We start from the raw sequence: 24,958 nt of genomic DNA, 5'->3' as shown, positions 1-24,958 counted from the left end.
GGATGAACGCGAGGAAGCAATTGGATGCCGCTACGGCGACCGTCGGGACTCGATGTCTTCCGACGTAGCGGTTGCTAGCGGCGAGGTGACGCTTGCGTGGGAAGTAACGAGCAGGCAGGCCAAACACCGGGCTGAAGATTGTGCCGAATTGTTCTCCGGAGTTCCCCACGTTCAGAACAACTTACGGGTCCGCTCAACGACAAAGACGGTGACCGTGCCCCTCGGCAACCCACCTGATAAGGTCGCACAGCCGCATTCGTTCGAGCGCCCCTGACCACAGCGGCGAGCGGCGTTCGGATTCATCGGATGCCCGGTACGCTCGCTGACTTTTCGTGACTCATTTGCCAGGGCAGGATGTCCTGGGGCTTGGAAGCTTGGCTTCTCGCTGTCGACAGCGTATCCTTCTTAAGCGCCGCCATAGGCGGCGAGGACGACCGAAAGAGCGGCATTCGGATAACCAAGGTTTGAGACGATGGCACCGGGAAAAAAAGCCGAGGATGAAAACGAGGAGTTGCTGGTAGGCGGTGTGGCGTCCCGACCGGTCGAGAGCGATGAGGTGCCAGTTGATGACGTACCGGATCGATTGCTGATCCTTGCCATTAGGCTGCAACGAGCCCTGGACAAGCGGCAGGCGACGAAATCGATCAGCACGCCCTCGCGCCGGAAACACTGAGGTGGTCAGAATGCAAAAGGATGGCTTGTGATGCCGGACCTGCAGCAATTGCGGGTGTTAGTTGCTGAGGACGAATTTTTTGTCGCAAATGATATCGCACTTTGGCTCGAAAAGGCCGGTGCGACAATAATTGGCCCGACGCCCACAGTAAAAGAAACGTTGAAGAGCCTTGCTCAGGCTTTCGACGTTCAAGTTGCTGTTCTGGATATCAACCTCAATGGCGAGCTGATCTTTCCCGTGGCGGACGAACTCGCGCTCAGATCGGTACCCGTGGTCTTTTTTAGTGGTTACGACGACATGAGCGTGCCCGAACGGTTCCGGTCGGCCGCACGGTTAAGCAAGTGTGCAGGCGCGTCGGATCTCGTAAATGCTGTCTTTGAGCAACACCTCCAAAATCTGTCAAACTTGGCGCCGCTATATGTCGGACTAACCGATCAATCGATCTGTGAACTTATACCGGGGCTGCGCTACAGGGCGCGGCTCCTGATGGCCGGAGCGCCTCCCGAGGCCGCCGACCTGCTCGTTGAGCGTACGCTTGAGCGCGCTATCGCGCTAGCCGGGACAAGGCGCAGGTCTCAGGGCCTCGATGCCTGGTTGCACGATTTATTGGCGGCCATCCATGACGAGAGCCCGTATGGACTGAATTAAGACATTTGACGCGGTGCGAAAGCCGTGATGGGTGTGAATGGGCGGTTCCCGGACCTCGTCCGGATTTGGCGTTCTCTTCTCATCCGGCATATCTTCGGAGTCGGGCTCCCTGATCGGGCGCGGCCCCTCGTTCGGCGGTGGTACAGGCGGCAATCGCTCGCCCGGACCGCGGCGGTGAGGATTCATGTCCTTGCTCCTCGTTTCATGAGGAGAACAAGGTGCACTGTGCTTGGTTCCGAGAAGTTGCGCGTTCGATCGAGCTTGACGGCGAATACCGCGTCATAGCTTCGAAGGACTTTGACCGCATCCAACGACGCGATGACCTTATCCGGCACAACGTCCGCGTCCTCCGCCGCAACCGCAAGATTCGCCCGGCCCCCTCCCGGGCCGGGGCGCAGACACTTCAAGGCTATCCAACTATGAGCGGAACCGCGCGGCCTCGTCCCATTTACCTGTTGGCATCGTTTGGGGTTAATTCTCCCTTGGCGCGCCCGAGCCTGACTGCCGGGTGGGGGTGCGGTCTGTCGGAACCGTGCCTTGCGGGCTCTCGGTGCTCGGAAGTTGTTCAGTGCTCCGCGGCTTTTCCATCGGAGCCTGGTGTGAGGGCTCTACCGATCCTGTTTGACTGGCGTCGGGCTGGCTCCATTCTACAAATCCCCATGCGAGCAGCGCCAGGAAAAGACTTGCGGCAAGCACCAGGAAAACACGGACACCCATTCCCGCCTGACGGGTTTCCCGCGCCGAGAACCTCGTCCGGTTAGCGCCGTGGGTCGTTCTCTCGGGTTCGCCTCGTTCATCAAGCTGCTCGGCCATCGCGTTTCTCCATTGCCATTTCCGTCAATGCCGTCCTCGGCTCGAAGGTCATCATCCCTTCGACCCGCCAGGCCGGGACAACGAATATCCAATCGCTGCCGTCGCCAAAGGTTCCCAATGGCGGCAGAAACGAGCGGCCGGTCCGCTGTATGCTGGGAGCGATATGGTGCTGCGGAGGTTTGAGCGAGCAGAGCTTCATTCGGGTAATCGTGTCCTGTCCCATCGCCCGCTGCACGAGAGTGCCTGCGACGAAAAACAAGATGAGCAGAAAAATATTGCCTCCAAGAAGTGCATTTCGAGCCACCAGATTCCCTTCTTTAGCGCGGGATATGGATGCTGGTTTTCCAGCCGGCTGTCCTTAACCGCCCTCGGCATAAGCACGAGATCGTCGATGAGGCGGGCACGTTCGTGCTCCGCCATCTCCGACCGCGGATCCTCAGAAGAGACGGGTGTATCGTAACCAGGACCCGGAAATGCGCGAAAAATGCCATAGGGCGGTCAGTTTGCGCGACGGCGCCTCAGCATCGGGCCGGTAGTGACCGCCGGTTTCGCCGGTTGCGATCTTATGGATGGCGTAAGGAAAATCGTCGTTCCAACTGAATGAAAACCTGGTCGGCCTGTGCGGCAGTCGATAAGGGATCACATCACGCCTGCGCTCCTCGTCTCCAACGACGAGAGGTGTCAAGCGAAATGAAGATTTGACCCCGCCTATTGCCTCACCCGGGGATGTTACTGACGTTGGGGGCACTGCGCCGTGGTGGGAGGATACGGGCGCGCGCTTCGTCCAGTCGCCATCGAGTATGATCTCCCCGGCTACGTCCACGCCCCAAGCCTGGACGGCATCGAGCCGCAGCCATCGAAGCCGAACTCGCTCAGCCAGTATACCGCATTCTCGAAAAATTACGGCCTAGGAACTCTGGCTCTGTCAAGGTCATCGAAACCCCCTTCAGCCCCCCGATTACATATTGGATAAGGATGCCCGGGCGCCTCGTCTGAGGCGGTGCCCGATGAATTCCTAGCAACCTTGTGCCTGCGCTGGAACAAACGCGACGGTATTCGGTTCAGTGATCAACGGCTGCAGGGAGGTACTTGAACATGAACGATAAAGACGAACTCATCCGGCGACGCGCTTACGAGATTTGGGAGCGTGAGGGGCGCCCCGAGGGCCAGGAGCGCCGGCATTGGGAGCAAGCAAGTAGGGAGATTGCGGAACATGAGCGTCTGCCTCCCAACAGTCAAACCGGGGATGATCAAACTGGCACCATTGTTGCTCCATCCACCGCGCCGCGCGGGGAAGCCGGGCGGCCGTCGGAGGACGCGGAGTAGTGTTCTTCCTACGACCTGACTGGGAAAGGACCTGAGTATCGAAGCGGTGTCGGCGCATTGGGAAGAGCGATCGAAAGAGCAGGCGCTTGTTTCCTAGGACTCCTAGGCAATGCAGGTTGATCTTCGTGCAGATCATTAGCATCGAAGTTTCCTGTGCGTGAGGTACACACGGGAAAAGAGGCGGTGATTCCATCACCCGACGTGGCCAAATCGAATGGGCCTGGATGACGAAGCCGCTTATCGCCCATGCCAAGGCGCTGCTGTCCAAACCGCCTCTTTCGCTACGGCGCTGAATGAATCCGATGCCCGAAGCAATGGGTGCAGTCGCTCCTGCCGCTGTGGCCGGCAATGAGGGCCCCACGGCCTACGTATTCGAGTATCGAGACGGTTCTGGCACCAGCCGAACGCCGCCTTCGACAATGCCACGCCTTGAAGCAGTCCAAAAGATTAGCGAGTAAACATGCGACACGACCCCAACCAACTGGAAAGGATCACTCCAGCATTTTTTGGGCGCGATGCCGTTTCCGTCGCGGAGGCTTTGATTGGCGTCATTCTGGAAGTAAATGGGATCGGCGGCAAGATCGTGGAAACGGAAGCTTACGGGCGGGAGGATCCCGCCTCTCATAGTTACGTTGGAAAAACTGCCCGGAACAACGCGATGTTCGGCCCCGCCGGCACCGCTTACGTCTACCGGTCTTACGGTTTGCATTGGTGCCTCAACTTCGTCTGCGAGGACGCAAGCGCGGTATTGCTCCGAGCGATCGAGCCGCAAACGGGCCTTGGAACGATGCGGATCAGGCGCGGGACAGCCAGGGAAACCGTCTTGTGCGCGGGGCCGGGACGCCTTTGCCAAGCTCTCGGAGTGACCCGCCATCTTGACGGACGATCGCTCTTTGCGGCCCCTTTTTATCTCACTGTTGGGGAGGGCGAAACGGATGTCTGCCGAGGCCCTCGTATTGGGGTCACGAGGGCTGCCGACGTGCGGTGGCGGTTCGGAGCGCAAGGCTCTGCCTTTTTGAGCCACCCGTTTCCCGATCCCGTTCCAGTTTAGAACTGGCCGGGATTTTGCGGGGGCGTAGAGCTTCTCGTCATAAATGCTGGAAGATTTGTTCGATGTCTCCTTTCCAGATTTAGCCATCCCGATGATCCTCGAGAACGACTGAAGCGATTTGATATGCGCCCCAACCTGCAAATCCTGATTCCGCCCGCTCGCATTCTCGACAAGTGCACCTATTCGCCCGGGATCACGGGGAGGTTGGAAAGAACACTCGGGCTTGGAAGTGTCGGAACGGTTGTTGTTACAGGAGGCGAGCCGGACGTTTTCGTAATGGCGACGATGCTCGGCGCAATCGATCTTGGATACTAGGTGACCGTCTCGAAGGACGGCGTTTAAAGCTCGACCAAACAAACGACGCCTCTCTTCAGCTGCTTGGCAACGCTTCTGGGTCCAACTTGAGCTTGCGACCCTTAGGAGTGGCTCGGTCAATTAGGCGATATGAGAGCCGGCACGTGGGAAATGTCGGAACCATCAGACCCCCGGCCGGTTTGATCTTGATAAACGCCGCGCAGGTCGCCCCGGCAGATCGTTTTAGGCGGGTCGAAAGAGGATTTTACCAGTGATTATCGATCTCCAATCCGCACGTGCCACACGAGATGCTCCTGACCCGGACTGTGCCTCACATGATAGCCTTGGCCGGCCGATGTATCTTTACGGAGTGGAGTACTGGATGGACGACCGACTTTGGGCGTTGACGCTCGAGGCCTATTCGCTCGAGGACGCTGAAAGAAGAATGGGGGCAATCCATCAGGGGCTGATCTATGGGCAGATATACCGCAGTACCTGCTGAGCATTGCGTTCTACATAGCAATGAGCGCCTCCCGGCCGTCCCGACACCTCGCGGACGTGCCGGGTGATGCGCCGATCGTTCTGAACCAAAGTTACGCCGGACACGCTGCCGATCTCAGAGGCGTCGATCTAGGTGGCATCGGTGAGGCGGTCGCTGACAGCGTCCTGGATCTGGATGCCTCGGCGAACGAAGTCTCGCGGCCCGTTTCCTCGACTCCGGCCCCCCGCTTACCTTGGCGATGGCGTTTCCGGGAGCGAATATTTGTAATTGTCGCGTAGATCGACCTGCCGCTGGCGCAGATTGACCTCGCAGCGTCCGGATGCAATTCCAATCTTATGACTAGCAATAGCAACAGTCATCAAAACCTCCGCTCTCTTTCTTAACTGCCCAACGGGTTGCACAGCGAAACGTCGCGGCTCTGATTGTTCCGGTAACGGTCCGATAGTCCCCACCTGGAACAAATACGCGGTTGACCGGTTGGCCGTGGGTCAAAGCCTGAAGAACTCATTCGCCGGCGTGCCTATGAAATCTGGGCGAACGAGGGACGGCCGGAGGGTGATGTACCGACGAGAGAGCGCTCGCACGACCGAGCGGCGGAACAGACGGAACCAGAGGGCCGGACGGCCTATCAATGACCGTCATCGAGCGGAGTAGACCCATGCGAGTAGCTGACATTATGACCAAGGATGTGTGCGTTGCGAGCCCCGAGGATACCACCATCGCACTGGAAGGGGCCGAGAGCGGTATCGGCCTTCTTCCCGTTGGCGACAACGATCGGTTGGTTGGGATGATAACCTATCGGGCTTTCGCAGAGCGTTGTGTGGGTGACGGGCGTGACGATCGTGCGCGCGTGGCCGAGATCATGACGGCCGGCGTCAAATACTGCTTCGATGACCAGGAGGTGTCCCATGTTGCGCCCAACATGGGCGACGCGCAGAACCGGCACCTGCCGTTCGTTGACCGCAACAAGCGGCTTGTCGGCATCGTTTCGCTGGCTGACGCAGCGCGACGGGACCCTTCCCTTGCCGGGATAGGCTTGCGGAGCGTGACGAGCCCCGATGGGCTACATAACCGGACTCAGTAGCGATGGCCGGCGTCCGCGAACAGCGCCCCTCGTGGCGCCCTCCCGTTCTCTCTGCATCCGAGGAGCGTGTGTGGGCGAGAGAAGTCGCCCTTCACGCGCACGCGGGCCAATTAGACAAGGCTGGAGAACCCTATATCCGCCACTGCCAACGGGTGGCCGAGGCCGTTGACGGCGACAAAGCCAAGAGTGTTGCGTTTCTTCATGACGTTGTCGAAAAGGCGCCTGGCTGGACATCGGAGCGACTGCTTGATTCTGGCTTTTCCCCGGAGGTGGTGGCCGCCGTTGAAAGCCTGACGCACCGCACCGGGGAAACTAAGGATGCCTTAACGATCCGCGCTGCGTCAAACGCGCTTGCAGCTGTCGTAAAACGCGCCGACCTTTTGGACAATCTCTCCCAAGTGGAAAGGCAAGGCAAGGATGGGACGCAGTATAGGCGAAGACTGGTTCTGCTCGACGCTGCGGCAGCGTACGACGGTCATCGGGCGGAAAGTGAGTCCGCCGACCGAAAGATCGCCGCGTCATCAGCTCGGGGTGAGGCTGGCGAGATCCGCCGCGAAGCCGCCGATCGCGTTGCAAAACGACTCGCTTTGCTTTTGGGAATGGCAGCGGCCGCTTTGATCTATCTTGTTCTCCGGTTCTGAAAGATGGTCGTCAGCGGGGCGCAAGGCTCGATCACTCGAGGGGAACACCATTCATGCGATAGGCAAGTTCGTCGCGCGCACGGCTGAGCCTGCTCTTGATGGTGCCGATCGCACAATCGCACATATCAGCTGCCTCCTTGTAGCTGAGGCCGTATCCGGCAACGAGTACCAGTACTTCCCTGTGGTCGGGTGCTAGCCCCTCGAGGGCGGTACGCAACTCGCCATTCAACACGCACCAATCCTGCGGGGCCGGAATGGGAATTGGAAGGTCGGCGCAGTTGACGGCACCCGGCGCCTCGCGCTTACGCAGCTTGTACTGCGTGCGAAACGCGTTGTGCATGATTGTGAAAAGCCAGGATTTGAGATTTGTTCCAGGTTGAAAACCATCGATACCGCGCAACGCGCGAAACAGCGTTTCCTGCAGGAGATCGTCAGCCTCGAAGCTTGAACTGACAAAGGTTCGCGCAAATGCGCGCAAGGCCGGGATCAAATCGACCACCTGCGTCTCAAGCGGCCGCGTCTGATCGTCGAGAACTGGAATAGAAGGCATTGTAGCTGCCTTTCGGGGTTGCCGGATTTCAATGTTAGTCAATGCGTGGCCGACAATTAAGTTCCCTTGGGCTTTAAGGCAGCGCCGGCCGGGAACCAACGCCCCCTGCGCTTGTTTTTGTTTCGTGTCGTGGATGTGCCTGCACGAAGATCTTGAAGGCTGCTCGAACGGAAAGCGAGGTTCCCGATGGAAGCGCTTGAAATGCAACTGATGGCCCACCGCAAGATCCTGACCGCGCTTATGACGATCGCGGCAGGCGATCCGGATTACTGGCACAAATTGATGGAACACCTTCGCGATGACCTTGTCATCCAAGGCCACGAGGAAGATCCAGGTGTCGTGCCGGGAATGGCGTTCGCCTCCCAAAATGCTCTTAGCGAGGAGCTGAGGACCATTGTCAGCCGTGCCGAACTACGCGCCGGCGATCGGACTAGATCGGAATAGCCAAGCTTCATTTCTTCAACCTGTTCGCGGTCGTCGGTCCCAGAGCAGTCTGATGCGCCGGTGACCACCAAGGAGGCATTCGGGATGATGGATTTGGAGGTTGACCGGCTTTGGAACAAGCCGGTGATACTGGATCGCGAGGGTGTCCAGGATGCCGGACGCAGCGCGTCGGGCATACGTCGATGCAGCTGCATCACTAACCTTAAACGTCCATTGTAGGTCGATGTGGCTCCAAGCCGTTTAACTGCCAGGTGGACAGCTTGTTCCAGCCGACGTCTGGGCAGTCGCGCAGCCTCTCATCCTTTGAGCGTTTGTTGGAACGCACGGCGCCGTAAAAGCGCGATTGTCGAAGCTGGCCGGCAGGTTACCGCCGATTGTGAATCCGCGCGAGAAAATCACGGATAAGCAGCGCTACCTGATCCAGGTGGGTCTCCAGGAGCCAATGCCCGCCATCGATGAAATGAAGTTCGGCGTCCGGCAAGTCGCGGAGATATGCTCGGGCAGATTTCTCCGGCATGTAGTGGTCGTTGGGTCCCCAGACGATGAGGGCAGGGGGCTTATGGTCCGCCAGATATCTGCGGTGTTGCGGAAACCATGACCGGTTCTCCTTCAAACCTGCGATCAGGTTGACGGCGATTTCCTTCCGCTTTGGTGTCATGAGCGACCAATGCAGTTTCCATAGGTCGGGAGGAATGGCCTCTGCGAGATCAGGCTTCAAGTCGTTCAGGAACTCTTCCCGGAAAATCTCCTCGGTCACCGCCTCGGCCAACGTGCGTTTCATTTCCGGCAACGGAAGCGCCCAGGCCTTTTCAATGTCTGCATATTTGGGGCCCAAGGCATCTTCATAGGGGATGTCGCCGTTCTGAATGATGAGCCCGACGACGGATGCCGGCCGTAGAATGGCCATGCGAATTCCGATCGGCGATCCGAAATCGTGCAGATAAAGAACGAAGCGATCGATCTTAAGCGCGTCGATGAAGCTGCTCAGAAAGGCTGCGTAGCCGTCGAAGCTGTAGTCGAAATCCTCCGGCGTCCCGCTGTAGCCCGCACCGGGGAAATCCGGAGCGATCAGGTGCCAGCGGTCGGAAAGCCGTGGCATTAGATTGCGAAACTCGTAGGATGAACACGGATATCCGTGCGGGAGCAAGATAACCGGAGCATCTTGTCGTCCAGCTTCCCGATAGAAGACCTCAATGCCGGCAACCATGATCCGCCGATGCCGTACCAGCGTGTCCATAGCAAATCCTCCGCAGGATGAGCTGACTGCTTTCGAAGGGCATCGACCGATCACCAACAAGCGCAGCCGCTCGTGACCGGGAGATAACTGGTACCATCGCCGGTTGTTCCCTTTCGGGGAACCGGCGAGCGAATATGCTGGATACCCGAAGGTTGCCGCAAGGGCGAAAGCGCATTTAATTTCAATATCGTGCACATATATCTTGAAGCGACAGATGATCCGCGCCCTAATGTTGCTGACGCCGGCGCGCCTTCCTAGTCTCGATTATCGGCTATGCCGGCCGTCTTCGCGCTACGGTTATGCCGTCGAAGCCGAAGCACGACGCAATGCCAGATACTCCCAAATGGCAACGCCAAAGAGGGTCGCTGTCGCCAGAAACTGGAGATGATAATTGGCGGCAAGCGCAGAAAGCACTCCAGCAAGGGCAAGGATCGCGAACCCGACAATGTGCGAAATCGGGAACTGGTGCGCCGCGGCCAACTTTATCCAGATGTTGCCAGCCAAAAAAAGCGCCGGGCCTCCGAGTATCGCCAGAGCGGTTTGCATCGTGGTTTCATCTTTGGCATGGGACAGGCTGAAGTCCTCTCCTACTGCCGTCAGGATGACGCCAGAAACAATTGGCAGGTGGCCGTATGTGAAGAGATTGAGCGCCAATGTCTCGGGTTTCGACGTAGCCTCCGCTTTGTTGGCGGCTTTTTCCTGGCCGTGATGGAAGTAGATCCACCACATGAAACCGGTGCTTAAAAACGCGCTGCAGAAGACAGCGAAGGTCATGTCGTCCGCCATGTGCTCTGCGGCGTTGCGGCCGGTCGTCAGGATCGTTTCACCGAGGCAGATGATTACGAACAGCGCACAACGTTCTGCCATATGCTTGCCAGAAACGTCCAACGTCTCGGGCGCTGATTTCCCCAGGCCAGGAAGATAGTACCGCAGGGCCGGAGCCAGATATTCGACGAGAAGAGCGGTACTCCAAAATGCAATTCGCGGAGTCGTCTCCATTTGAGAACCCACAAGCCAGAAGGCGCTTGCAAGGACTAGCCAGAGGGTAATCCGCAGGAACGTCAGGAAAGAGGCCGCATCGACGCGATGATAGGCGTAGAGCATGAAAAAGGAACGCCCTATCTGAATGGCGCAGTAGATCACCGCAAATGCAAATCCATGGTCTCCAAACGCGTCCGGCAAGGCGATAGCCAGCAGGATACCCCCAAACATCAGGAGAAAGAGCATCAGCCGTACTGGATCTTGCTCGGTATCGAGAAGGTTTGTAACCCAGGTCGAGTGAATCCAGATCCACCAGATCGCAAGAATGAGCAGCGCCGCCTCGACAAGGGCTGTGGGGCCGAAGTCGCTAGCAAGTGTCTTTGCGAGCTGGACCAAAGCGAACACAAAAACGAGATCGAAGAACAGTTCGGGAAAGCTTGCTCTGGTCTGGTCGGCGTCGGCCTTCCTTATCCATTGCTTTCCAGTTGCCGCCCCCTTGGCCTCTGTCGGTTCTGCCGCTCGATGTCGCGACGCTGGGTGCATTATTGTTCCTCCGCCCGAGATGGAGAAAGAGGTAGAGCGGGACGGAGTTCCAGCAATATCCCACTCGATGAGGAGAAGGCCTCTGAAGGGATTGGAGAGGAGCACGATTGTTTACAACTATTCCCCCTGTTCGAAGGGGCCGCTCGCTTGCAAAGCGGGGCGTTGATGATGCCCACTTCGACAGAAACCGCCCCTCGAGAGCCGTCCACACACTCCATTTCATGCGGGATCCGAACTAGAAGGCGCAAAGCGGTACTCTGGGTTGTCTAAGCGCTGAGCAGGGTCAACGATCTTCACGCGCCCACATTACAGTCACCGCGATACAACGCATATGCACGGAAGGCCTCGGTCTGCAGGTTAGAGCGCGTTGGATACAACCTGAGTTGCTACCGATATCAACACAGCCGCCAACGCGACCACGGTCCCAAGTCGCAAAGCCTTCATCCAACGTACCCGCGTGCCGTTCCAATCATAGCCCATTTTGCTCCCCTGTCGGGATCATGCCGCTTGGGAATGGTCGTCTCTTTTCCTGTCGAGGACGTAAAACGTTTGCGTCCTCGTGGAAACTAGCCAAAGGATCCCCAGGCGAGGCCTGTCGCTATGATTGGAGCGCCAGGCCTCTGGCCGTCTCCTCCCCGTCCGAAGACGACTGGTGCTCGCTATCACACCGCTTGCCGGAACTCTATTTGCCCATCCGGGCTAAACCCTGTGGCTAATGAGGATATCGCGATGAAATCCCTTGAGTGCAGATGAGTAGCTTGACAGGCATTAACCTGTGGGCTGAGAAATCGGCTCATCTGAATTGGTGCTTGATCGGGAAGTGGCCGCTACTGGTATGGGAGGCGGGAAGGGCGCGTTTTGCCACGTTCAGCTGCGCCGGGGAAGTGTTTGGGGCAGGATATTTCGCAGGAACAATAGCCTTTATGCGACTTTCGAAATACGGAGCCACAGCGCTCTGGGTTGTGGTCCGTCTCGCCGCTGGTCAAATAGCGATCACGTCAGGGACGTCCCCGTTCTGGCTTCGGCAAAACGATGCAAAATCCTTGAGGAATTTCTCCCCCGCCGGACGATGAGCGGGGTCCATGAGCTTTTCCATGATTGCGTCTGGCGTCTCCTTCATAACGGGAAGCCGGAAGAAAATCGTCTCGGAGAAATTTGAGCTTAATGTCAAAAGGACGGTGCGCAGCGCTGCGAGCATGTCGTCGCCTCGGTGCGAAGCGTGGATGAGGGCTATCGGTTTTGCGATTACGGCCTCCCCCGAGACAAGCCAGTCGATGGCGTTCTTGAGGCCTCCGGGAATGGTGCGAACATACTCGGGGCTGGAGATGATTAGCCCATCACTTGCCGAAATTTTCTCGACGAAGCGGATGACGCTTTCTGGGGCGTTTGCGCCCTCCAGATCGGGAGAAAAGATCGGCAGCTCACCAATGTTATCAAAGACTTCAATGGTGATATCGGCTGGAGCGAGGGATTGGAAAGCCCTCAACAAGGCCGAATTGGTGGAAAGCCGACGCGTACTTCCTGAAATTCCTAGTATCCTCATTCCTCAAGGATAGTGAAAATTCCGCAGCCAGCAAGCCATCGTGGACCCGGCGCCGCTTTCAAAAGCACATTGTCAACGCTGAGGAAGGTAAAACGAGGGAACAACGGGCGGCCTTTCCTCGTTGAGAAAAACCGGGCGTAGGAGGACCAAACAATGAGTGACGAGCCGCGCGAACGCGATATTTTGTCGTTGAGTGACGACCCGCTGCCAAAGGTTCTCAAGACACCACGCCTGGCGACGCAAAGAGAGCAGCTTGATGTGTTGCGGGCCGACGTGGCCCGGCTTCGCGAGCGCCTCATCGCCATAGCGGACGGGACTTCCAGACTGGCGGCGCTCGAGGCGACCGTTGTTTTAGAAACGGTAGAAAGCGGTATCAGACGTCATCTCACGCCGGTTCTGATCACCGCGGGTGTTGCAGGTTATATCTGGAGCGCGTTCTTGAGGCGACGATAACTGTGCCCACCTGCTCTCTGCGACGGTGCAGCGCACTCGAAAAGACGTGGCTGAAAAAAGACGGTCCTCAAGGAGGGAGCCATCTTACACACGATCCGGAGAGATCCTGGATCGCTTGCGGGGTGCATCAATAGAACCGCTCGATCATAGGAATTTTCCCATGCCTGCGCGGCCGTTTCGCTGAAAGCCGTTTTTCAGCCTTGGATGTTCGAGCGCCGTGCCCTTCACTCTCATCTCCAAAAACAGAACGCGATTGCCTTGTCGCAATCGTGGCCATGCCCTAGTTCTTGAAGCGATTTTAGTCTGGGGCCTGCCTCGGCCACGTGCCACAGAACGGGTCGTATTTTATGATTAGGCGGAAAATGCATGCGCGGAAGTGAACGCGTTGAATTGAGGAATAGGACGCGGGATGCACATCAGCGGGTAGACGCCGCGGTCGGCGAGCTCAGCACTATCGAGGACTATCGCCGGTACGTAGCGCGCGTGTTGCCGTTTCGTGCGATAATGGACGAAGCGCTGAGGAACGTCTCTTGGCCTGAAGGCTGGAATTGGCGACCATCAGGGGTTGCAGAGCTGCTTGCTCAGGACGCGTGCGATCTCGGCTTGGCACCGGCGCGCCGCATTCGGCCTGATTTCGATCTTTCCGACCCAAGCGCGCTGCTCGGTGCCCTCTACGTGGTGGAAGGGTCGTCTCTCGGTGCGCGGGTCTTGCGTCAGAGGGCGTTGAAGCTTGGTTTCGATGAAACCTTCGGCGCGAAGCACCTTGCTTCGATGGCGAACGACACGACCCGATGGCCGTCCTTCCTGTCGCTCCTCGAACGAACCCGCGATTTTGACGTCGTTCGGTCTGCCGTCACGGCGAACGCCGTGTTTGCTCTCGCCCAAACTTGCTTTGAAAGTACATATCTTGTCGCCAGTTGAACCCGTCACCCTCGAGACTTGCGACAGGGAGCCCATTCATATCCCCGGGAGCATCCAACCGCACGGTTGTCTTCTGGCGTGCAATGTCGGGTTCACGACGATCGAACGCATATCGGCAAACGCTGCGAAGATGCTCGCCTGGGAGGGCAGCCTCCTTGGGCGGCCTCTTGTCGACGTGCTCGGCCCAAAGTTGTTGCATGATCTGCGCAATGCGCTTGCGGCCGCGGGAGCGGCCTCACGACCGGCCCTTTTGCTCGATGTCGCTTTTGGCGACCGCGTGTTCGACATTGCCGTCCACCTTCACAAGTCGGCCGTCATCATTGAGTTCGAGCCGGCGCCGTCGATCGGTCAGCCCTTGCATATCGCGCGCGAGATGATTGGCCGTATCAAGGACATCACCGACGTCGACCGTCTCGTGCAGCGCGCGTGCCGGATCGTTGCCGGTACCATCGGCTATGACCGCGTGATGATCTACCGCTTTGAGCAGGACGGATCAGGCAAGGTCGTCAGCGAAGCGAAACGCGCCGATCTTGAGAGTTTTCTGGGCCAGTATTTTCCAGCAAGCGATATCCCCCAGCAGGCCCGCGCACTTTATCTCAAGAACACCATTCGCGTCATTTCGGACGCGAGCGGTGCGCGCGTCCCGGTCGAGCCGGTTCTGGACGGATCCGGCGAACCATTGGACCTCAGTTTCGCGCACTTGCGCAGCGTTTCGCCCATCCATTGCGAATACTTGCGCAACATGGGCGTCGCCGCGTCGATGTCGATTTCGGTTGTTCTGGACGGCCAGCTCTGGGGGTTGATCGCCTGCCACCATTATTCGCCGCGCGCCCTGCCGATGGCTCAACGCGTTGCGCTTGAAGTGTTCGGCGAATTTTTCTCGCTGCACCTGAAATCTCTGAAGGAACGTCGCCGGGTTGCGGCCGTCGCCGGCACACGCGAAGCGCTCGACCGTTTTCTCATTTTGTCCTCCCATCACGAGGATGTGGGTGAGCTGTTGCGCCAAAGCCTGCGTGAATTCTCGCAGTTGCTGGCAAACGACGGCATCGGCGTCATGGTCGATGGCAAATGGGCGGGGATCGGCACCGCTCCGCCGGACGAAGAAAGAGCCGCTCTTCTGGACTTCATCCGCACTGTCAGCGAAGGGCGCGTCTGGGCGACACATGCCCTGTCACAGAAGTTCCCGGAGGCATCGGCCTACAGCGAGCGGCTTTCGGGCGTTCTCGCCATTCCCCTTTCGCAAACCGGCTCGGATTGCCTGGTGTTTTTTCGCAAAGAACTGGTCCAGACCCTCAACTGGGCCGGCAATCCTGAAAAGACCTATGAGGCAGGTCCACTCGGCGACCGCCTGACACCACGCAAGAGCTTTGCGATCTGGAAGGAGACAGTCCAGGCGCAGGCGCAGCCCTGGTCGGAGGCCGAGCGGGAAATCGCCGAGATCGTCCGGGTCGCGATCGTCGAGGTGGTGCTGCGACACAACGAGCTGATGGCGGGCGAGCGGCGCAAGTCCGAGGTTCGGCAGCGGATGCTGAACCAGGAGCTTAGCCACCGCGTCAAGAACATCCTCGCCGTCATCAAATCTCTGGTGACGAGCCCTCAACGGCACAAGAATTCGCTCGAAGAATATGTTTCGACGCTGCAGGGTCGCATCGAGGCGCTCGCAATCGCGCATGACCAGGTCGTGCGCGGCGATGGGGGCGGGATCCTGGCGGATCTCCTGGAGGCCGAACTCCAGCCTTACCGGACAAATCTGTCGACAATAACGCTCGAAGGTCCTGCCGTCTGGCTCGACAGCCGTGCTTTTTCGGTAATGGCGCTGGTGTTTCACGAGCTCGCGACCAACGCCGCCAAATACGGCGCGCTTTCGGTGACGGCTGGCGAAGTAGAGGTGCGCTGGACGATGACCGGCTCCGATTGCGACGTCTCCTGGCGCGAGCGAAACGGTCCACTCGTCACTCTGCCGTTACGCAGGGGATTCGGTAGTGCCCTCATCGAGCGCAGCGTCCCCTACGATCTTCATGGGCGCAGCTCCGTCCGCTTCGAACCATCGGGGCTTGAGGCAGAGTTCAGCATCCCCTCCCCACACGTCAAACTCACCGCGTTAGGTCCGACAATGGAAACATATACGGTCGGTACCGCCGCTCCCGAACAAAGCGGCCTTGGCCGTGCAAACCCCAGGGTTCTGATCGTTGAGGATCAGATGCTCATAGCGCTTGATCTCGAAGCGATGCTGTCGGACGAAGGGTTCTCGGAGGTTTCGACGGCGAGCTCCGTGCAGCAGGCCATGGCACATATCGAGAGGACTGCTCCGGAACTGGCGATTCTCGATATCAATCTCGGGCAGACCAATTCGTTCGGGATCGCCGGCGAACTCATGCGCAGAGGCACTCCATTCGTTTTTGCTACAGGCTATGGCGAGGGAGCAGAACTGCCGCCGGACCTTATCGGCGTGCCGATCGTGCGCAAACCCTACAGCAGAAATGCCATCGTCGGAGCGCTTTCACTGCTGTGGGACGAGACCCTGTCCAGAGACGCGCAAAGGGCAGTGACAGGAACGACGAAGGGAAAGACCGAAATCGATGTCTGACATCAAGTCGCTGTCTCGCGAGCAACTCGAGGACGAGATCCTGAGGCTGAGGGCCCTGTCGCAGGGAGGCGCCGCGCTGAAGGTCCATAACGCCAGCGACGACGACGCGCGAGAGGCACGCTATCGAGCCCTTTTCGAGGCGATCGACGATGGTTTCTGCATTATTGGCTTCATCGACGGACCACATGGTCCGCTCAGCGATTACGTACACCTTGAAGCAAATTCCGGCTATGGCCGGCATACAGGCATCTCGGACATCGTCGGCAAACGGCTTCGGGAGATTGAACCCGGCAACGCGGATGTCTGGTTGGACGTCTATGGCAGCGTGTTGCGCACCGGCAAACCAGTGCGCTTCGAGCAGGAGTTCAAATCAGTCGCCAGGCATATCGAAGTTTCGGCCACCCGCATCGAGCCGGCAGGCCTGCGCCAGGTGGCGGTCCTATTTCGCGACGTAACCGAGAGGAAGAAGGCCGAAGCGGCGCTACGCGAGAGCGAAAGCCACGCGCGCGATAACATACAGCGTGTGCAAATGGCGATGGCCGCAGGGGCGATCATCGGCACGTGGCTGTGGGACGTGCCTACCGATCGCTTTACGGTCGACGAAGCTTTTGCGGCCGCGTTTGGGTTCGATCCGCAGCAAGGGCGCTCAGGCCTCAGCCTTGCCGATATCGTCGGCGCCGTTCATCCCGACGATCAGGAACGAGTGACGGCCTCGGTCAGAGAGGCCCTGGCAAAAGGCGGAGCCTATGCCCACCAATACAGGACGCGTCGCGAGGACGGGAGGTATCGCTGGCTCGAGGCGAACGGTCGCGTGGAATGCAGCAGTGACGGTGTTGCGCTTAAATTTCCGGGTGTCCTGATCGATATCGAGGAGCGGCGCGCGGTCGAAGCCGAACGTGACCATGCCCTTGCGGCCCTCCGCACGCTCAACGAAACGCTAGAGCAACGGGTAGAGGAACGCACCGCAGCCCTTGTCCAGGCGGAAGACGCCCTGCGGCAGGCGCAGAAGATGGAGGCTGTCGGGCAACTAACCGGGGGCCTGGCGCACGACTTCAACAACATCCTCGCCGGCATCAGCGGCAGCCTTGATCTGATGAAAACTCGGCTCGCCCAGGGCCGTGTGGGTGAGATCGACCGTTATATGACGGGAGCACAAGGGGCGGTGAAGCGGGCCGCGGGCCTAACTCAGCGCCTCCTTGCCTTTTCCCGCAGGCAGACGCTCGATCCGAAGCCGTCGGACATCAATCGCATCGTCGCGGGTATGCAAGATCTGATCAGCCGAAGCGTCGGTCCTGGGGTGGCGGTCGAGACTGTCGGAGCAGGAGGGCTGTGGACGGCCTTCGTCGATGTTGGCCAGCTCGAGAACGCTCTGCTCAATCTTTGCATCAACGCTCGCGACGCGATGCCGGATGGTGGACGCTTGACGATCGAGACCGGCAATCGGTGGCTCGACGAACGCGCTGCGGCCCAACGTGGATTGCCGCCGGGGCAATATGTCTCCTTGTGCGTCAGCGACACCGGTACGGGCATGTCGCCGGATGTGGTCGCCCGCGCCTTTGATCCGTTTTTCACGACGAAGCCGATCGGACAGGGGACGGGGCTTGGCCTTTCCATGGTCTACGGTTTTGCCGGCCAATCCGGTGGTGCCGTGCGCATATACTCCGAAGTGGGCAAGGGCACGATGATCTGCATTTATTTGCCCCGCCACGCGGCCGAAGATCATAGCTCCGACATACCAGCCGACGCGGGGCCCGCGCCTGCAGCGACCGGAGTTCACACCATCCTAGTCGTGGACGACGAACCCCTGGTCAGGATGGTCGCGGTCGAAATTCTCGAAGAGCTGGGCTACGAAGTGCTGGAGGCGAGCGACGGCCCTTCCGCCCTTAAAATGCTTGATGCACGCCCCACAATCGATCTTCTGGTTACCGACGTCGGGCTGCCGAACGGCATGAACGGACGGCAGCTTGCGGATGCGGTGCGCGTCCAGCGTCCCGGTCTTAACGTACTCTTCGTCACAGGGTATGCGGAGAACGCAGTACTCAACCACGGGCACCTCGACCATGGCATGGAAGTGGTCACCAAACCCTTCACAGCTGACGTGCTGGCGCGGCGGGTCGAAAGCTTGATCCGCCAATGACAACTGGGTCTGGCGCGCCAGGCTTGCTGCATTTCGCCGATGGACAGCCAACTGCGCTCAGCTGACGGGACCACCGGGCAATCTGCAAGTCCGCGCTCTTTTCAGGAGTTTCGAAGTGCTCGATAACCCTCGTTCTGGTCAAGCTACGCCCTTGGTCTGAATTTCCGCCCGACCAAAGCCCGTAAGGGGAACAAAAAATCAACCTCGGCATTTAACTGTCGGCGACGAGGGTCGTCGCGGCAAGGCGTTTTCGTTGGAAATTCAATCGCTTTCGATTTCGCGCTGATACCAAAAGGCATTCCCAGTGACGGGCAGAGGAGCAAAACCATGAAAGCGATCGGATCGCTGGCATTTGGCATCGCATTGTCCGTTTGCGCCAGCGCCGCGGCTGCGTCCGTCGCCTCACTCGTGCTGGCCAAGCCCACCGAACCTCCTCTGCTGAAGTCGGCTTCGGCTCCAGATCTTTGGACCGCAACACCGGTCCGGATCGACCGGAGCCAGCAGAACTACCAGCGTTTGCCGCCCGTCTATTCCACTTACGTCACGAACCCGGTTTCGGCGAAGCGAACATCGGGGCGTCTGGCACTCACCGCTCCAACCTTGGTGACCTCCCATACCGGCCTCTCGACAGCCCACCGCGATTGGTGCTCAAGCCGCTACCGGTCCTATAACCCCGAAACCAACGCGTACCGTTCATACGGTGGACAAATACGAACGTGCCAGTCGCCTTACGCGGTCATGTACCCGATCCACAAAGACCGGACGGCGCAAATCGATCGGCGGTTCGTGGGCTACGCGACGGCCGAACCGGGTACCGTCTCGTGTACCGTCCGCTATCAGTCGTATCGAGCCGATGACAACACCTACCAGCCCTACAACGGCCCTCGAAGGCACTGCCTTTATCCATCCCAAGATGCGCGCCTCGAAGCGAGCAACAGCGTGCGGCCCGTGTCGGGGCGATGAGCAGCCCGCAAGTCAACTGCGGCACGAACATTCTTCGGCGGCACCGGCCTCTCCCGGGCGTGCGTTGCGACGGCTGAGGCATTCAAGGGATCGCGATCCCGATGGATAGCGAGAGTAAAGCGGAAGAATGAGCGTTCGTCCGGCTATCCAACCTCTACCGGAACATGGAGATGCAAAGAGTTGGAGAAAATCACGCGAAAGCGCAAATTGCGGTCCAATCGGCCACTGTGGTCCAACACGCGTCATATCAAGGTTGTCGCGCAAAGTCGCATCTCCGTTGACAAAGTCGATGTGTTGATCGTCGGCGCCGGCATCGGAGGGGCGCTGATGGCGTTGTCCCTTGCCAAGCGAGACATGAAAATTCTCGTCGTCGACCGACGCTGGCCGGTACAAGGCAGCACTTTGGCGAGCACTGCGATGATCCAGCACGAGATCGATGTGCCGCTCCACCAGCTCACCACGATGATTGGGCAGGACAAGGCGCGGCGCGCATGGCAACGCTCCGCAAGAGCAGTGGAAGCACTGATCACGCTCATCGACAGTCTTGGAATCGACTGTGGCTTTGAACAAAAGAAGTCTCTTTATCTGTCCGGCAATGCCTATGGTGCCCGCGCGCTTCGCTTGGAAATCGACGCGCGGCAGGCCGCTGGCATTTCAGCAAGGTTTCTCAAGTCTGCTTGCTTGCGCGAAGAGTTCGGTCTCAATCGGACTGCGGCAATCGAGTCCGATATTTCTGCAGCCGCAAATCCGGCGCAATTGACAGCCGGCTTGTGGCGCAAAGCCCAGAGGGACGGTGTTTCGCTCATAGGCGACACGGAGATTACCGACGTACGCAGCGTTGAAGGATGGAACGCCGCTGCGACCTCGACAGGCGAAATCATACTGGCCAAGCACGTTGTGTTTTGCACGGGCTACGAGTTTCTCGACGTCGTGGCCCACCAAGGCCATCGGATGGTATCCACCTGGGCTCTTGCGACTAAGCCGCACCATCCACGGCCTGACTGGCTTAAGAACTATGTTCTTTGGGAGGCATCCGATCCATACCTCTATTTTCGCTCGACCAAGGATGGTCGCGTGATTGTTGGAGGGGAGGACGAAGAAAGCGCCACCGCATTTGCGGACCCTATCAAGCTTAGAGCCAAATCCCAGATCTTGCGCGCAAAGCTGTCGGCGCTCCTGGAAATACCAATCGGCGAACCGGATTATCTTTGGGCCGCGCCTTTTGGCATTACCTCTGACGGATTGCCGCTTATCGGAAACGTTCCGGGGCTGGAGAATGTCTATGCTGTGATGGGTTATGGGGGCAATGGCATTACCTACAGCCAGATCGCTGCGGAGATCGTGTCGTCAGAGATTTTGGGCTACCGCGACCCAGATAGCGAATTGTTTGCCTTTCGCTGAGCTTTGAAGCCAGGCAGCAAGCAGAAAGGCCGCCGGAACGGCGGCCTTTGAACATAAAGAGTGGAGGTAGCTTTGGATCAATGGAAACGCTGGTTTGAATACCAGTCGTCGATATCTTTCCTCGCCTGATCCTTGGCATATCCATAACGCTCCTGGATCTTGCCTTCGAGTTGCTCGCGTTTACCGTTGATCTGGTCGAGGTCATCGTCGGTGAGTTTGCCCCACTGCTCCTTGACCTTACCCTTAATCTGCTTCCAGTTGCCTTCAACACGGTTCCAATCCATTTTGGGGACGCTCCATTGCTATTTCAGGTACATTTCTTGAACGAGTGAGCTACGCACTTGTTCCGTTATTTGTTGAGACGAATGATGGTGCTGTTTGTCGGGCGCGGCTCTATGAACCTCGAGACAGTTTAGCCGACTGCAGGCCCTGCCTCGTTGGTTTAGGCAATGCTTATCCGTTGCCAGCGGCATTATGCCGGTATGCCGGCAACGGATGAATTTAGGACCCGAGAAGACGCCTTGGGGACATCAGCGCCTGTAGCGCCGCCGCTCCTGTTCAACCTCATCGGGAGTATAGGGAGCGAGCGTCGGATCAAAGCGCCGCCAGCCCTGCTCTGAATAAGAAGCTCGACGCTGCACCGGGTCGACCCAGCTACCGCGGCGTAGGATCGCTTCGGCATCCGCCTGGAGCGCGTCGTCGACCCGTGCCGTGACGACCGCGCCACCGCGCCGTACGCCTTCCGCATAGACATGGGCATGTTCTTCCGGAACGCCCGAATCCGTCATCGCTCCGATAATCCCGCCGGCGGCACCACCTGCTACCGCGCCGGCGGCAGCACCCGCCGCGGTCGCGGCAAGCCAACCGGCTGCGACCACCGGACCGACACCCGGGATGGCCATGACCCCAAGGCCAGTCAACAGGCCGCCAATGCCACCGACCGCAGCGCCGACACCGGCGCCTGTCCCAGCGCCTTCAGCCGCGTTGCTTTCGTTTGCAGTGCCGTACCGATCCCCAACATTGTTGGAAACGATGCTGATGTCGTCCGACGGCACGCCGCGATCTTCAAGGGCTGACACAGCGGCGCGGGCGTCCGAATAGTCGTCAAAAAGTCCACTAACGGTTTTCATGGGGATTTCCTCGTTCTGGAGTTAGTTGGCAACAATGTTGCCCTGGTAGTCGAGCGCGACCTGCATGGATTTGCCGTCCTTCGAGGCAGTTGCACGCCAGACGCCCTTGTCGTCGAGCTTTAGACCGGTCACATCGGTGTAGCCGGCATCAGTAAGGCGATCCTTGGCCTGTTCTTCAGTGAAACTGTTGGCACCGGCGACGGGCGCTGTTGGATTGGTGGTGTCTGGTGTTGCCACGGCAGGCGTATCACCATCTGCCGTAGCGGGAGGTGTGGCGGTCTGCGCGAGCGCGCCCAAACTCGATACGCCGAGGAAGACCGCGGCTAGCAGGATATTTTTCATGATTTTGTTCCTCGTTTCGATCCTCGAGATGCGGGCATCCGGAGGAAAAATTTGAGATCATAAGAGCCACATCTCCGTTCGTTTCGACCCGGTGAGCAGCATGATGGATTATATGCAGCAGACTGAGGGAACACTGCGCTTCAGCATCAATGCTCCCTTCGGACGGACTCTACATGGCGTCCATGCCCTTGATGGCATTGTCGAGATGCGACGTGCATTTCTCCATGTCGTTCGCCATCATGGCATCTCTCGCCATGGTGAGTTCCTTGGTGGACTCGATCTTTTTTGCGCCGTCGGAGATTTGCGCGACTTGCTGTTCGGCCTTAGCGATTGAAGCTTCATCGCAAACGACCTTTTGCTGTGCCAGAGCGGGGCTGGCAAATGCCGCGATGAGGGCGAAAGTAGCAATCCGTTTCAGCATTTGTATGTTCTCCATTGGGCCGATACGACACCGGCGTTCACCGCGATTGAACGGCAAAACGGGTCGTTCTGTTCCGTTGATAGCGGGCCGAAAAGCGAAGTTTTTTCAAGGAACATCCAAGCGTTTGGTGCGTTAGGAGCGCGTGCAACTGTGGGTCTAGATGTGCGCTTTTTATGGGCTTTTGGCCGCCTTGAGAGTGAACAGCGAGCGCGGGTGCCGGTGCATAGGACGGAGGGCTTTGCGCGCTAGTCTTGTGGGTGGTCGTCAGGGGCGAAGATGCTCCCCGTCTCATCGCCATCCCAGTAGGTGACTTTCGACGCGTGAACCTTGATCATTAAAAGACCGGGTGTGTCCACGCCTTGGGGAAACCATCTTTCAAGCTCGCTCATCCAATGCTCGGCAAACGTCTGCTTGTCACCCACGAGCGAAGCATTCCCTTGGATTGCAATGAAAATACCGGGTTTGCCGAGAAGGCTCGGACGAGCGGTGTAAGTCAGGGCTACCTTCGGATCTGCCTTGATCTCGGTGATTTTTTGTGACTGCTCAAAGCAAAAGAACCAGGTGTCCCCCCTATAGTCCACGTCGCCATTGTTGCTCATTGGTCGACTGGAGATGGTTCCGTCTGCCTTCTTTGTCGAAAGCATGCCGAAGTCGATATTCTTCAGTTCGTTGGAGATGTCGTTGAGCGTCAAAGTCATCGTGCACTCCCGTTGGCGTTCAGGTCCTAACCGCGAGAGCACAAACAGGTTCCTTGACACCGCCCTGGCGCACGTCGTCGGTCACGGTTCGCTGAAACCGGTCGCGGAAACACGGGAGCGACCTGCAGGATCGTTGCGAAAGATCAGTCCACCCCGCGCCTTCGATCGCGCAGGCACGTAGTCAAGCGTGATCTCCGCGGTCTCTATGACATTATCGTTGTCGGTGATTTCGCCACGTACGACGACGGCGGCCGCCGTTCGGTCGGCTGCATTGTTAACATCGAACATGACCAGATATCCGCCAGCACTCCCCGCGCTGCTGACGATCGTCACCGAGAGGTCCGGAGGCCCATCGGCCTGGGTTGCAGCCTGATAGCTGATCCAGCCAATAAGCGCCGTGATCAGGATGGTGGAAACCGCACCGGTCGTCCATTCGATCCAATGCGCTCGACGATTTTCAACGGAGCCTGGTTTCGGGGTCTTTGCCATCACGTTACCTACAGAATGAGGCGCGCTGCGGCTGCGCCGATTGCGCTCGGGAAGGCGAGGACAGCCGTGGCGACAATCGCTTGTGTTGGATCGAGGCCGTCCAGCCGATGAAACGTCCATAGGCAATAGAGGCTGATCGCGAATGCGATGACGTAACCCGGCGTTGTGAAGCGGATAAGGGCATGCCAGCCAGGTGTGTTCTCATCGAGTTCATGGCCGCCTATGAAAGACAGGGCGTAGACGAAGCCATGCATCAGCAGGATCGACGCCAAGATTGCGGCAATGGCGTGCCACAGCGACATCTTAAAGGATATCAGGATCATTTCTTCGGTTGGGGCGACGTTGAGACCGAGAAACAGAGCCCCAACGACCATCATAAAAAGTTCGCCACCGTAACCATCGCCCCGCGTCTCGCCGATCGGATCCTTCTCGTCCTCGCCGCTTTCGGTTCGTGTCCCCAGTTCGCTGCGGCCGAGCAAGGCGCCAATGCTGGCTGGGACCGCCTGAATGGCGATCATTCCAAGCACTTCCGGCAGGGCCTGGCCAATCTTTAGGACGCCAATCATGAAAAGAACAAAGACACTCGCCGCGATACCCAGGCAGTATGCAATGCTTGCGTCTCGCAGCGCTTCGCGCCACGTCGATACATTTTCAAAGCCGATCCGACGCGCAAGGAGGACAAGCAGCGGAATGTTGACCACAAACAAAATAAGCAGCCGGTCGCGGTCGATGTAGAGGCCGAGTTCCCACATTTCCATCGTGAGGAACATAGGCAGCGCAAAAAGCAACGCGCCGGCGAAGCCGCGTGCGAGGCCCTTCGCGAAGCGGCCATGGTCAAAATCGGCCCGCGTCCCGCCCTTGGTCATCTTTCCCTCTCAAGGTTGCTGTCGGCCTCGCAAGGACGCGGCAGCATTTCTCTGACAGAGGTAACGTCGAGAGACAGCGCAAGTTCCTGATGTCCAGCCGGCCGGTCCAGCCCCTCAATGTCGGCGTTTCCTTGCTTGCATCGATCAAGTGCACATCGAACCCGTTCAGCCGTCCGCACTCCGGTGATCGCGACCGGCGCGTAGCGCTCATGCTTTCGTT

The 24,958-nt window shown here is 58.6% G+C and carries 24 protein-coding genes and 2 pseudogenes; 14 read left to right on the top strand and 12 right to left on the bottom strand.

Annotated elements, in window-relative coordinates:
• The first annotated feature begins 52 nt into the window (after window positions 1-52).
• The 3 genes from ASD63_RS34725 (at window position 53) to ASD63_RS32860 (ending at window position 1,321) form a co-directional block, all read left to right on the top strand.
• Complete coding sequence (locus ASD63_RS34725) at window positions 53-274, top strand: BON domain-containing protein (protein ID WP_082573059.1); 222 nt, start codon at window positions 53-55, stop codon at window positions 272-274.
• Between the two features lie 198 nt (window positions 275-472).
• Window positions 473-673 (top strand): hypothetical protein, encoded by a 201-nt coding sequence (locus tag ASD63_RS32865; RefSeq protein WP_060530552.1) that lies wholly within the window; start codon window positions 473-475, stop codon window positions 671-673.
• A 30-nt stretch (window positions 674-703) separates the two neighbouring features.
• Complete coding sequence (locus tag ASD63_RS32860; protein WP_060530551.1) at window positions 704-1,321, top strand: response regulator; 618 nt, start codon at window positions 704-706, stop codon at window positions 1,319-1,321.
• Between the two features lie 796 nt (window positions 1,322-2,117).
• Here the strand turns inward: ASD63_RS32860 and ASD63_RS32850 are convergent.
• Window positions 2,118-2,438: a hypothetical protein gene (locus tag ASD63_RS32850; RefSeq protein WP_060530549.1), complete on the bottom strand. Its 321-nt coding sequence runs from the start codon at window positions 2,436-2,438 to the stop codon at window positions 2,118-2,120.
• A gap of 791 nt (window positions 2,439-3,229) precedes the next feature.
• Between ASD63_RS32850 and ASD63_RS36485 the strand changes: the two are divergent.
• The 5 genes and pseudogenes from ASD63_RS36485 to ASD63_RS36835 form a co-directional block, all read left to right on the top strand.
• Window positions 3,230-3,340, top strand: a pseudogene (locus tag ASD63_RS36485) (DUF2934 domain-containing protein); the annotation flags it as partial.
• 580 nt (window positions 3,341-3,920) lie between these two features.
• The gene (locus tag ASD63_RS32840) at window positions 3,921-4,511 is read left to right on the top strand and encodes a DNA-3-methyladenine glycosylase (protein ID WP_051659463.1); all 591 of its coding nucleotides are present in this window, start codon (window positions 3,921-3,923) and stop codon (window positions 4,509-4,511) included.
• A 1,298-nt stretch (window positions 4,512-5,809) separates the two neighbouring features.
• Window positions 5,810-5,942, top strand: a pseudogene (locus ASD63_RS36840) (DUF2934 domain-containing protein); the annotation flags it as partial.
• A gap of 23 nt (window positions 5,943-5,965) precedes the next feature.
• Entirely contained in the window at window positions 5,966-6,391 is a 426-nt protein-coding gene (locus tag ASD63_RS32830) for a CBS domain-containing protein (RefSeq protein ID WP_060530569.1), read from the top strand.
• A gap of 2 nt (window positions 6,392-6,393) precedes the next feature.
• Window positions 6,394-7,032, top strand: coding sequence for an HD domain-containing protein (locus ASD63_RS36835; protein WP_063894978.1), 639 nt, complete (start codon window positions 6,394-6,396; stop codon window positions 7,030-7,032).
• Window positions 7,033-7,063: 31 nt separating this feature from the next.
• On the opposite strand, the gene ASD63_RS36475 is transcribed toward ASD63_RS36835, so the two are convergent.
• From ASD63_RS36475 to ASD63_RS32800, 4 genes are all read right to left on the bottom strand, one after another.
• Window positions 7,064-7,903: a sigma-70 family RNA polymerase sigma factor gene (locus ASD63_RS36475; RefSeq protein WP_244495199.1), complete on the bottom strand. Its 840-nt coding sequence runs from the start codon at window positions 7,901-7,903 to the stop codon at window positions 7,064-7,066.
• A 487-nt stretch (window positions 7,904-8,390) separates the two neighbouring features.
• On the bottom strand, window positions 8,391-9,263 hold the full coding sequence (locus ASD63_RS32810; RefSeq protein WP_060530548.1) for an alpha/beta hydrolase: 873 nt from the start codon (window positions 9,261-9,263) through the stop codon (window positions 8,391-8,393).
• Window positions 9,264-9,560: 297 nt separating this feature from the next.
• Complete coding sequence (locus ASD63_RS32805) at window positions 9,561-10,787, bottom strand: low temperature requirement protein A (RefSeq protein ID WP_082573057.1); 1,227 nt, start codon at window positions 10,785-10,787, stop codon at window positions 9,561-9,563.
• 982 nt (window positions 10,788-11,769) lie between these two features.
• Window positions 11,770-12,330, bottom strand: coding sequence for an NADPH-dependent FMN reductase (locus tag ASD63_RS32800; protein WP_034803402.1), 561 nt, complete (start codon window positions 12,328-12,330; stop codon window positions 11,770-11,772).
• 153 nt (window positions 12,331-12,483) lie between these two features.
• On the opposite strand from ASD63_RS32800, the gene ASD63_RS32795 reads away from it, so the two are divergent.
• The 6 genes from ASD63_RS32795 to ASD63_RS32775 all read left to right on the top strand — a co-directional run bounded on the left by ASD63_RS32795 (window position 12,484) and on the right by ASD63_RS32775 (window position 20,792).
• A complete protein-coding gene (locus tag ASD63_RS32795; protein ID WP_034803404.1) occupies window positions 12,484-12,783 on the top strand; it encodes a hypothetical protein in 300 nt (99 codons plus the stop codon).
• Window positions 12,784-13,149: 366 nt separating this feature from the next.
• A complete protein-coding gene (locus ASD63_RS36470; RefSeq protein ID WP_051659652.1) occupies window positions 13,150-13,704 on the top strand; it encodes a biliverdin-producing heme oxygenase in 555 nt (184 codons plus the stop codon).
• A complete protein-coding gene (locus tag ASD63_RS32785) occupies window positions 13,691-16,291 on the top strand; it encodes an HWE histidine kinase domain-containing protein (protein WP_051659653.1) in 2,601 nt (866 codons plus the stop codon). Before ASD63_RS36470 ends, ASD63_RS32785 begins: the two co-directional genes overlap by 14 nt.
• Window positions 16,284-18,428, top strand: coding sequence for a response regulator (locus ASD63_RS32780; RefSeq protein ID WP_034803406.1), 2,145 nt, complete (start codon window positions 16,284-16,286; stop codon window positions 18,426-18,428). The genes ASD63_RS32785 and ASD63_RS32780 overlap by 8 nt, the downstream gene beginning before the upstream one ends.
• Before the next feature lie 327 nt (window positions 18,429-18,755).
• Entirely contained in the window at window positions 18,756-19,391 is a 636-nt protein-coding gene (locus tag ASD63_RS34705; RefSeq protein WP_082573055.1) for a BA14K family protein, read from the top strand.
• A gap of 180 nt (window positions 19,392-19,571) precedes the next feature.
• Window positions 19,572-20,792 (top strand): FAD-binding oxidoreductase, encoded by a 1,221-nt coding sequence (locus tag ASD63_RS32775; RefSeq protein WP_034803408.1) that lies wholly within the window; start codon window positions 19,572-19,574, stop codon window positions 20,790-20,792.
• Window positions 20,793-20,869: 77 nt separating this feature from the next.
• Here the strand turns inward: ASD63_RS32775 and ASD63_RS32770 are convergent, their stop codons facing one another.
• The 7 genes from ASD63_RS32770 to ASD63_RS32740 form a co-directional block, all read right to left on the bottom strand.
• Window positions 20,870-21,076 carry a CsbD family protein gene (locus tag ASD63_RS32770; RefSeq protein WP_034803410.1) on the bottom strand — a complete coding sequence of 69 codons (207 nt, stop codon included), beginning with the start codon at window positions 21,074-21,076 and terminating at the stop codon, window positions 20,870-20,872.
• 246 nt (window positions 21,077-21,322) lie between these two features.
• Complete coding sequence (locus ASD63_RS32765; RefSeq protein ID WP_060530547.1) at window positions 21,323-21,922, bottom strand: general stress protein; 600 nt, start codon at window positions 21,920-21,922, stop codon at window positions 21,323-21,325.
• Window positions 21,923-21,943: 21 nt separating this feature from the next.
• Complete coding sequence (locus ASD63_RS32760) at window positions 21,944-22,264, bottom strand: PepSY domain-containing protein (protein WP_060530546.1); 321 nt, start codon at window positions 22,262-22,264, stop codon at window positions 21,944-21,946.
• Window positions 22,265-22,433: 169 nt separating this feature from the next.
• On the bottom strand, window positions 22,434-22,685 hold the full coding sequence (locus tag ASD63_RS32755; protein ID WP_034794901.1) for a hypothetical protein: 252 nt from the start codon (window positions 22,683-22,685) through the stop codon (window positions 22,434-22,436).
• 245 nt (window positions 22,686-22,930) lie between these two features.
• Window positions 22,931-23,383 (bottom strand): pyridoxamine 5'-phosphate oxidase family protein, encoded by a 453-nt coding sequence (locus ASD63_RS32750; protein ID WP_034794899.1) that lies wholly within the window; start codon window positions 23,381-23,383, stop codon window positions 22,931-22,933.
• Window positions 23,384-23,464: 81 nt separating this feature from the next.
• Entirely contained in the window at window positions 23,465-23,872 is a 408-nt protein-coding gene (locus tag ASD63_RS32745; RefSeq protein ID WP_034794896.1) for a TIGR02588 family protein, read from the bottom strand.
• 8 nt (window positions 23,873-23,880) lie between these two features.
• Window positions 23,881-24,738, bottom strand: a complete 858-nt coding sequence (locus ASD63_RS32740) for a TIGR02587 family membrane protein (RefSeq protein WP_034794893.1) — start codon at window positions 24,736-24,738, stop codon at window positions 23,881-23,883.
• Window positions 24,739-24,958 lie beyond the last annotated feature (220 nt).

Source organism: Ensifer sp. Root558, assembly GCF_001427045.1.
Classification (GTDB): domain Bacteria; phylum Pseudomonadota; class Alphaproteobacteria; order Rhizobiales; family Rhizobiaceae; genus Ensifer; species Ensifer adhaerens.
This window is presented reverse-complemented; position numbering and strand designations above follow the sequence as displayed.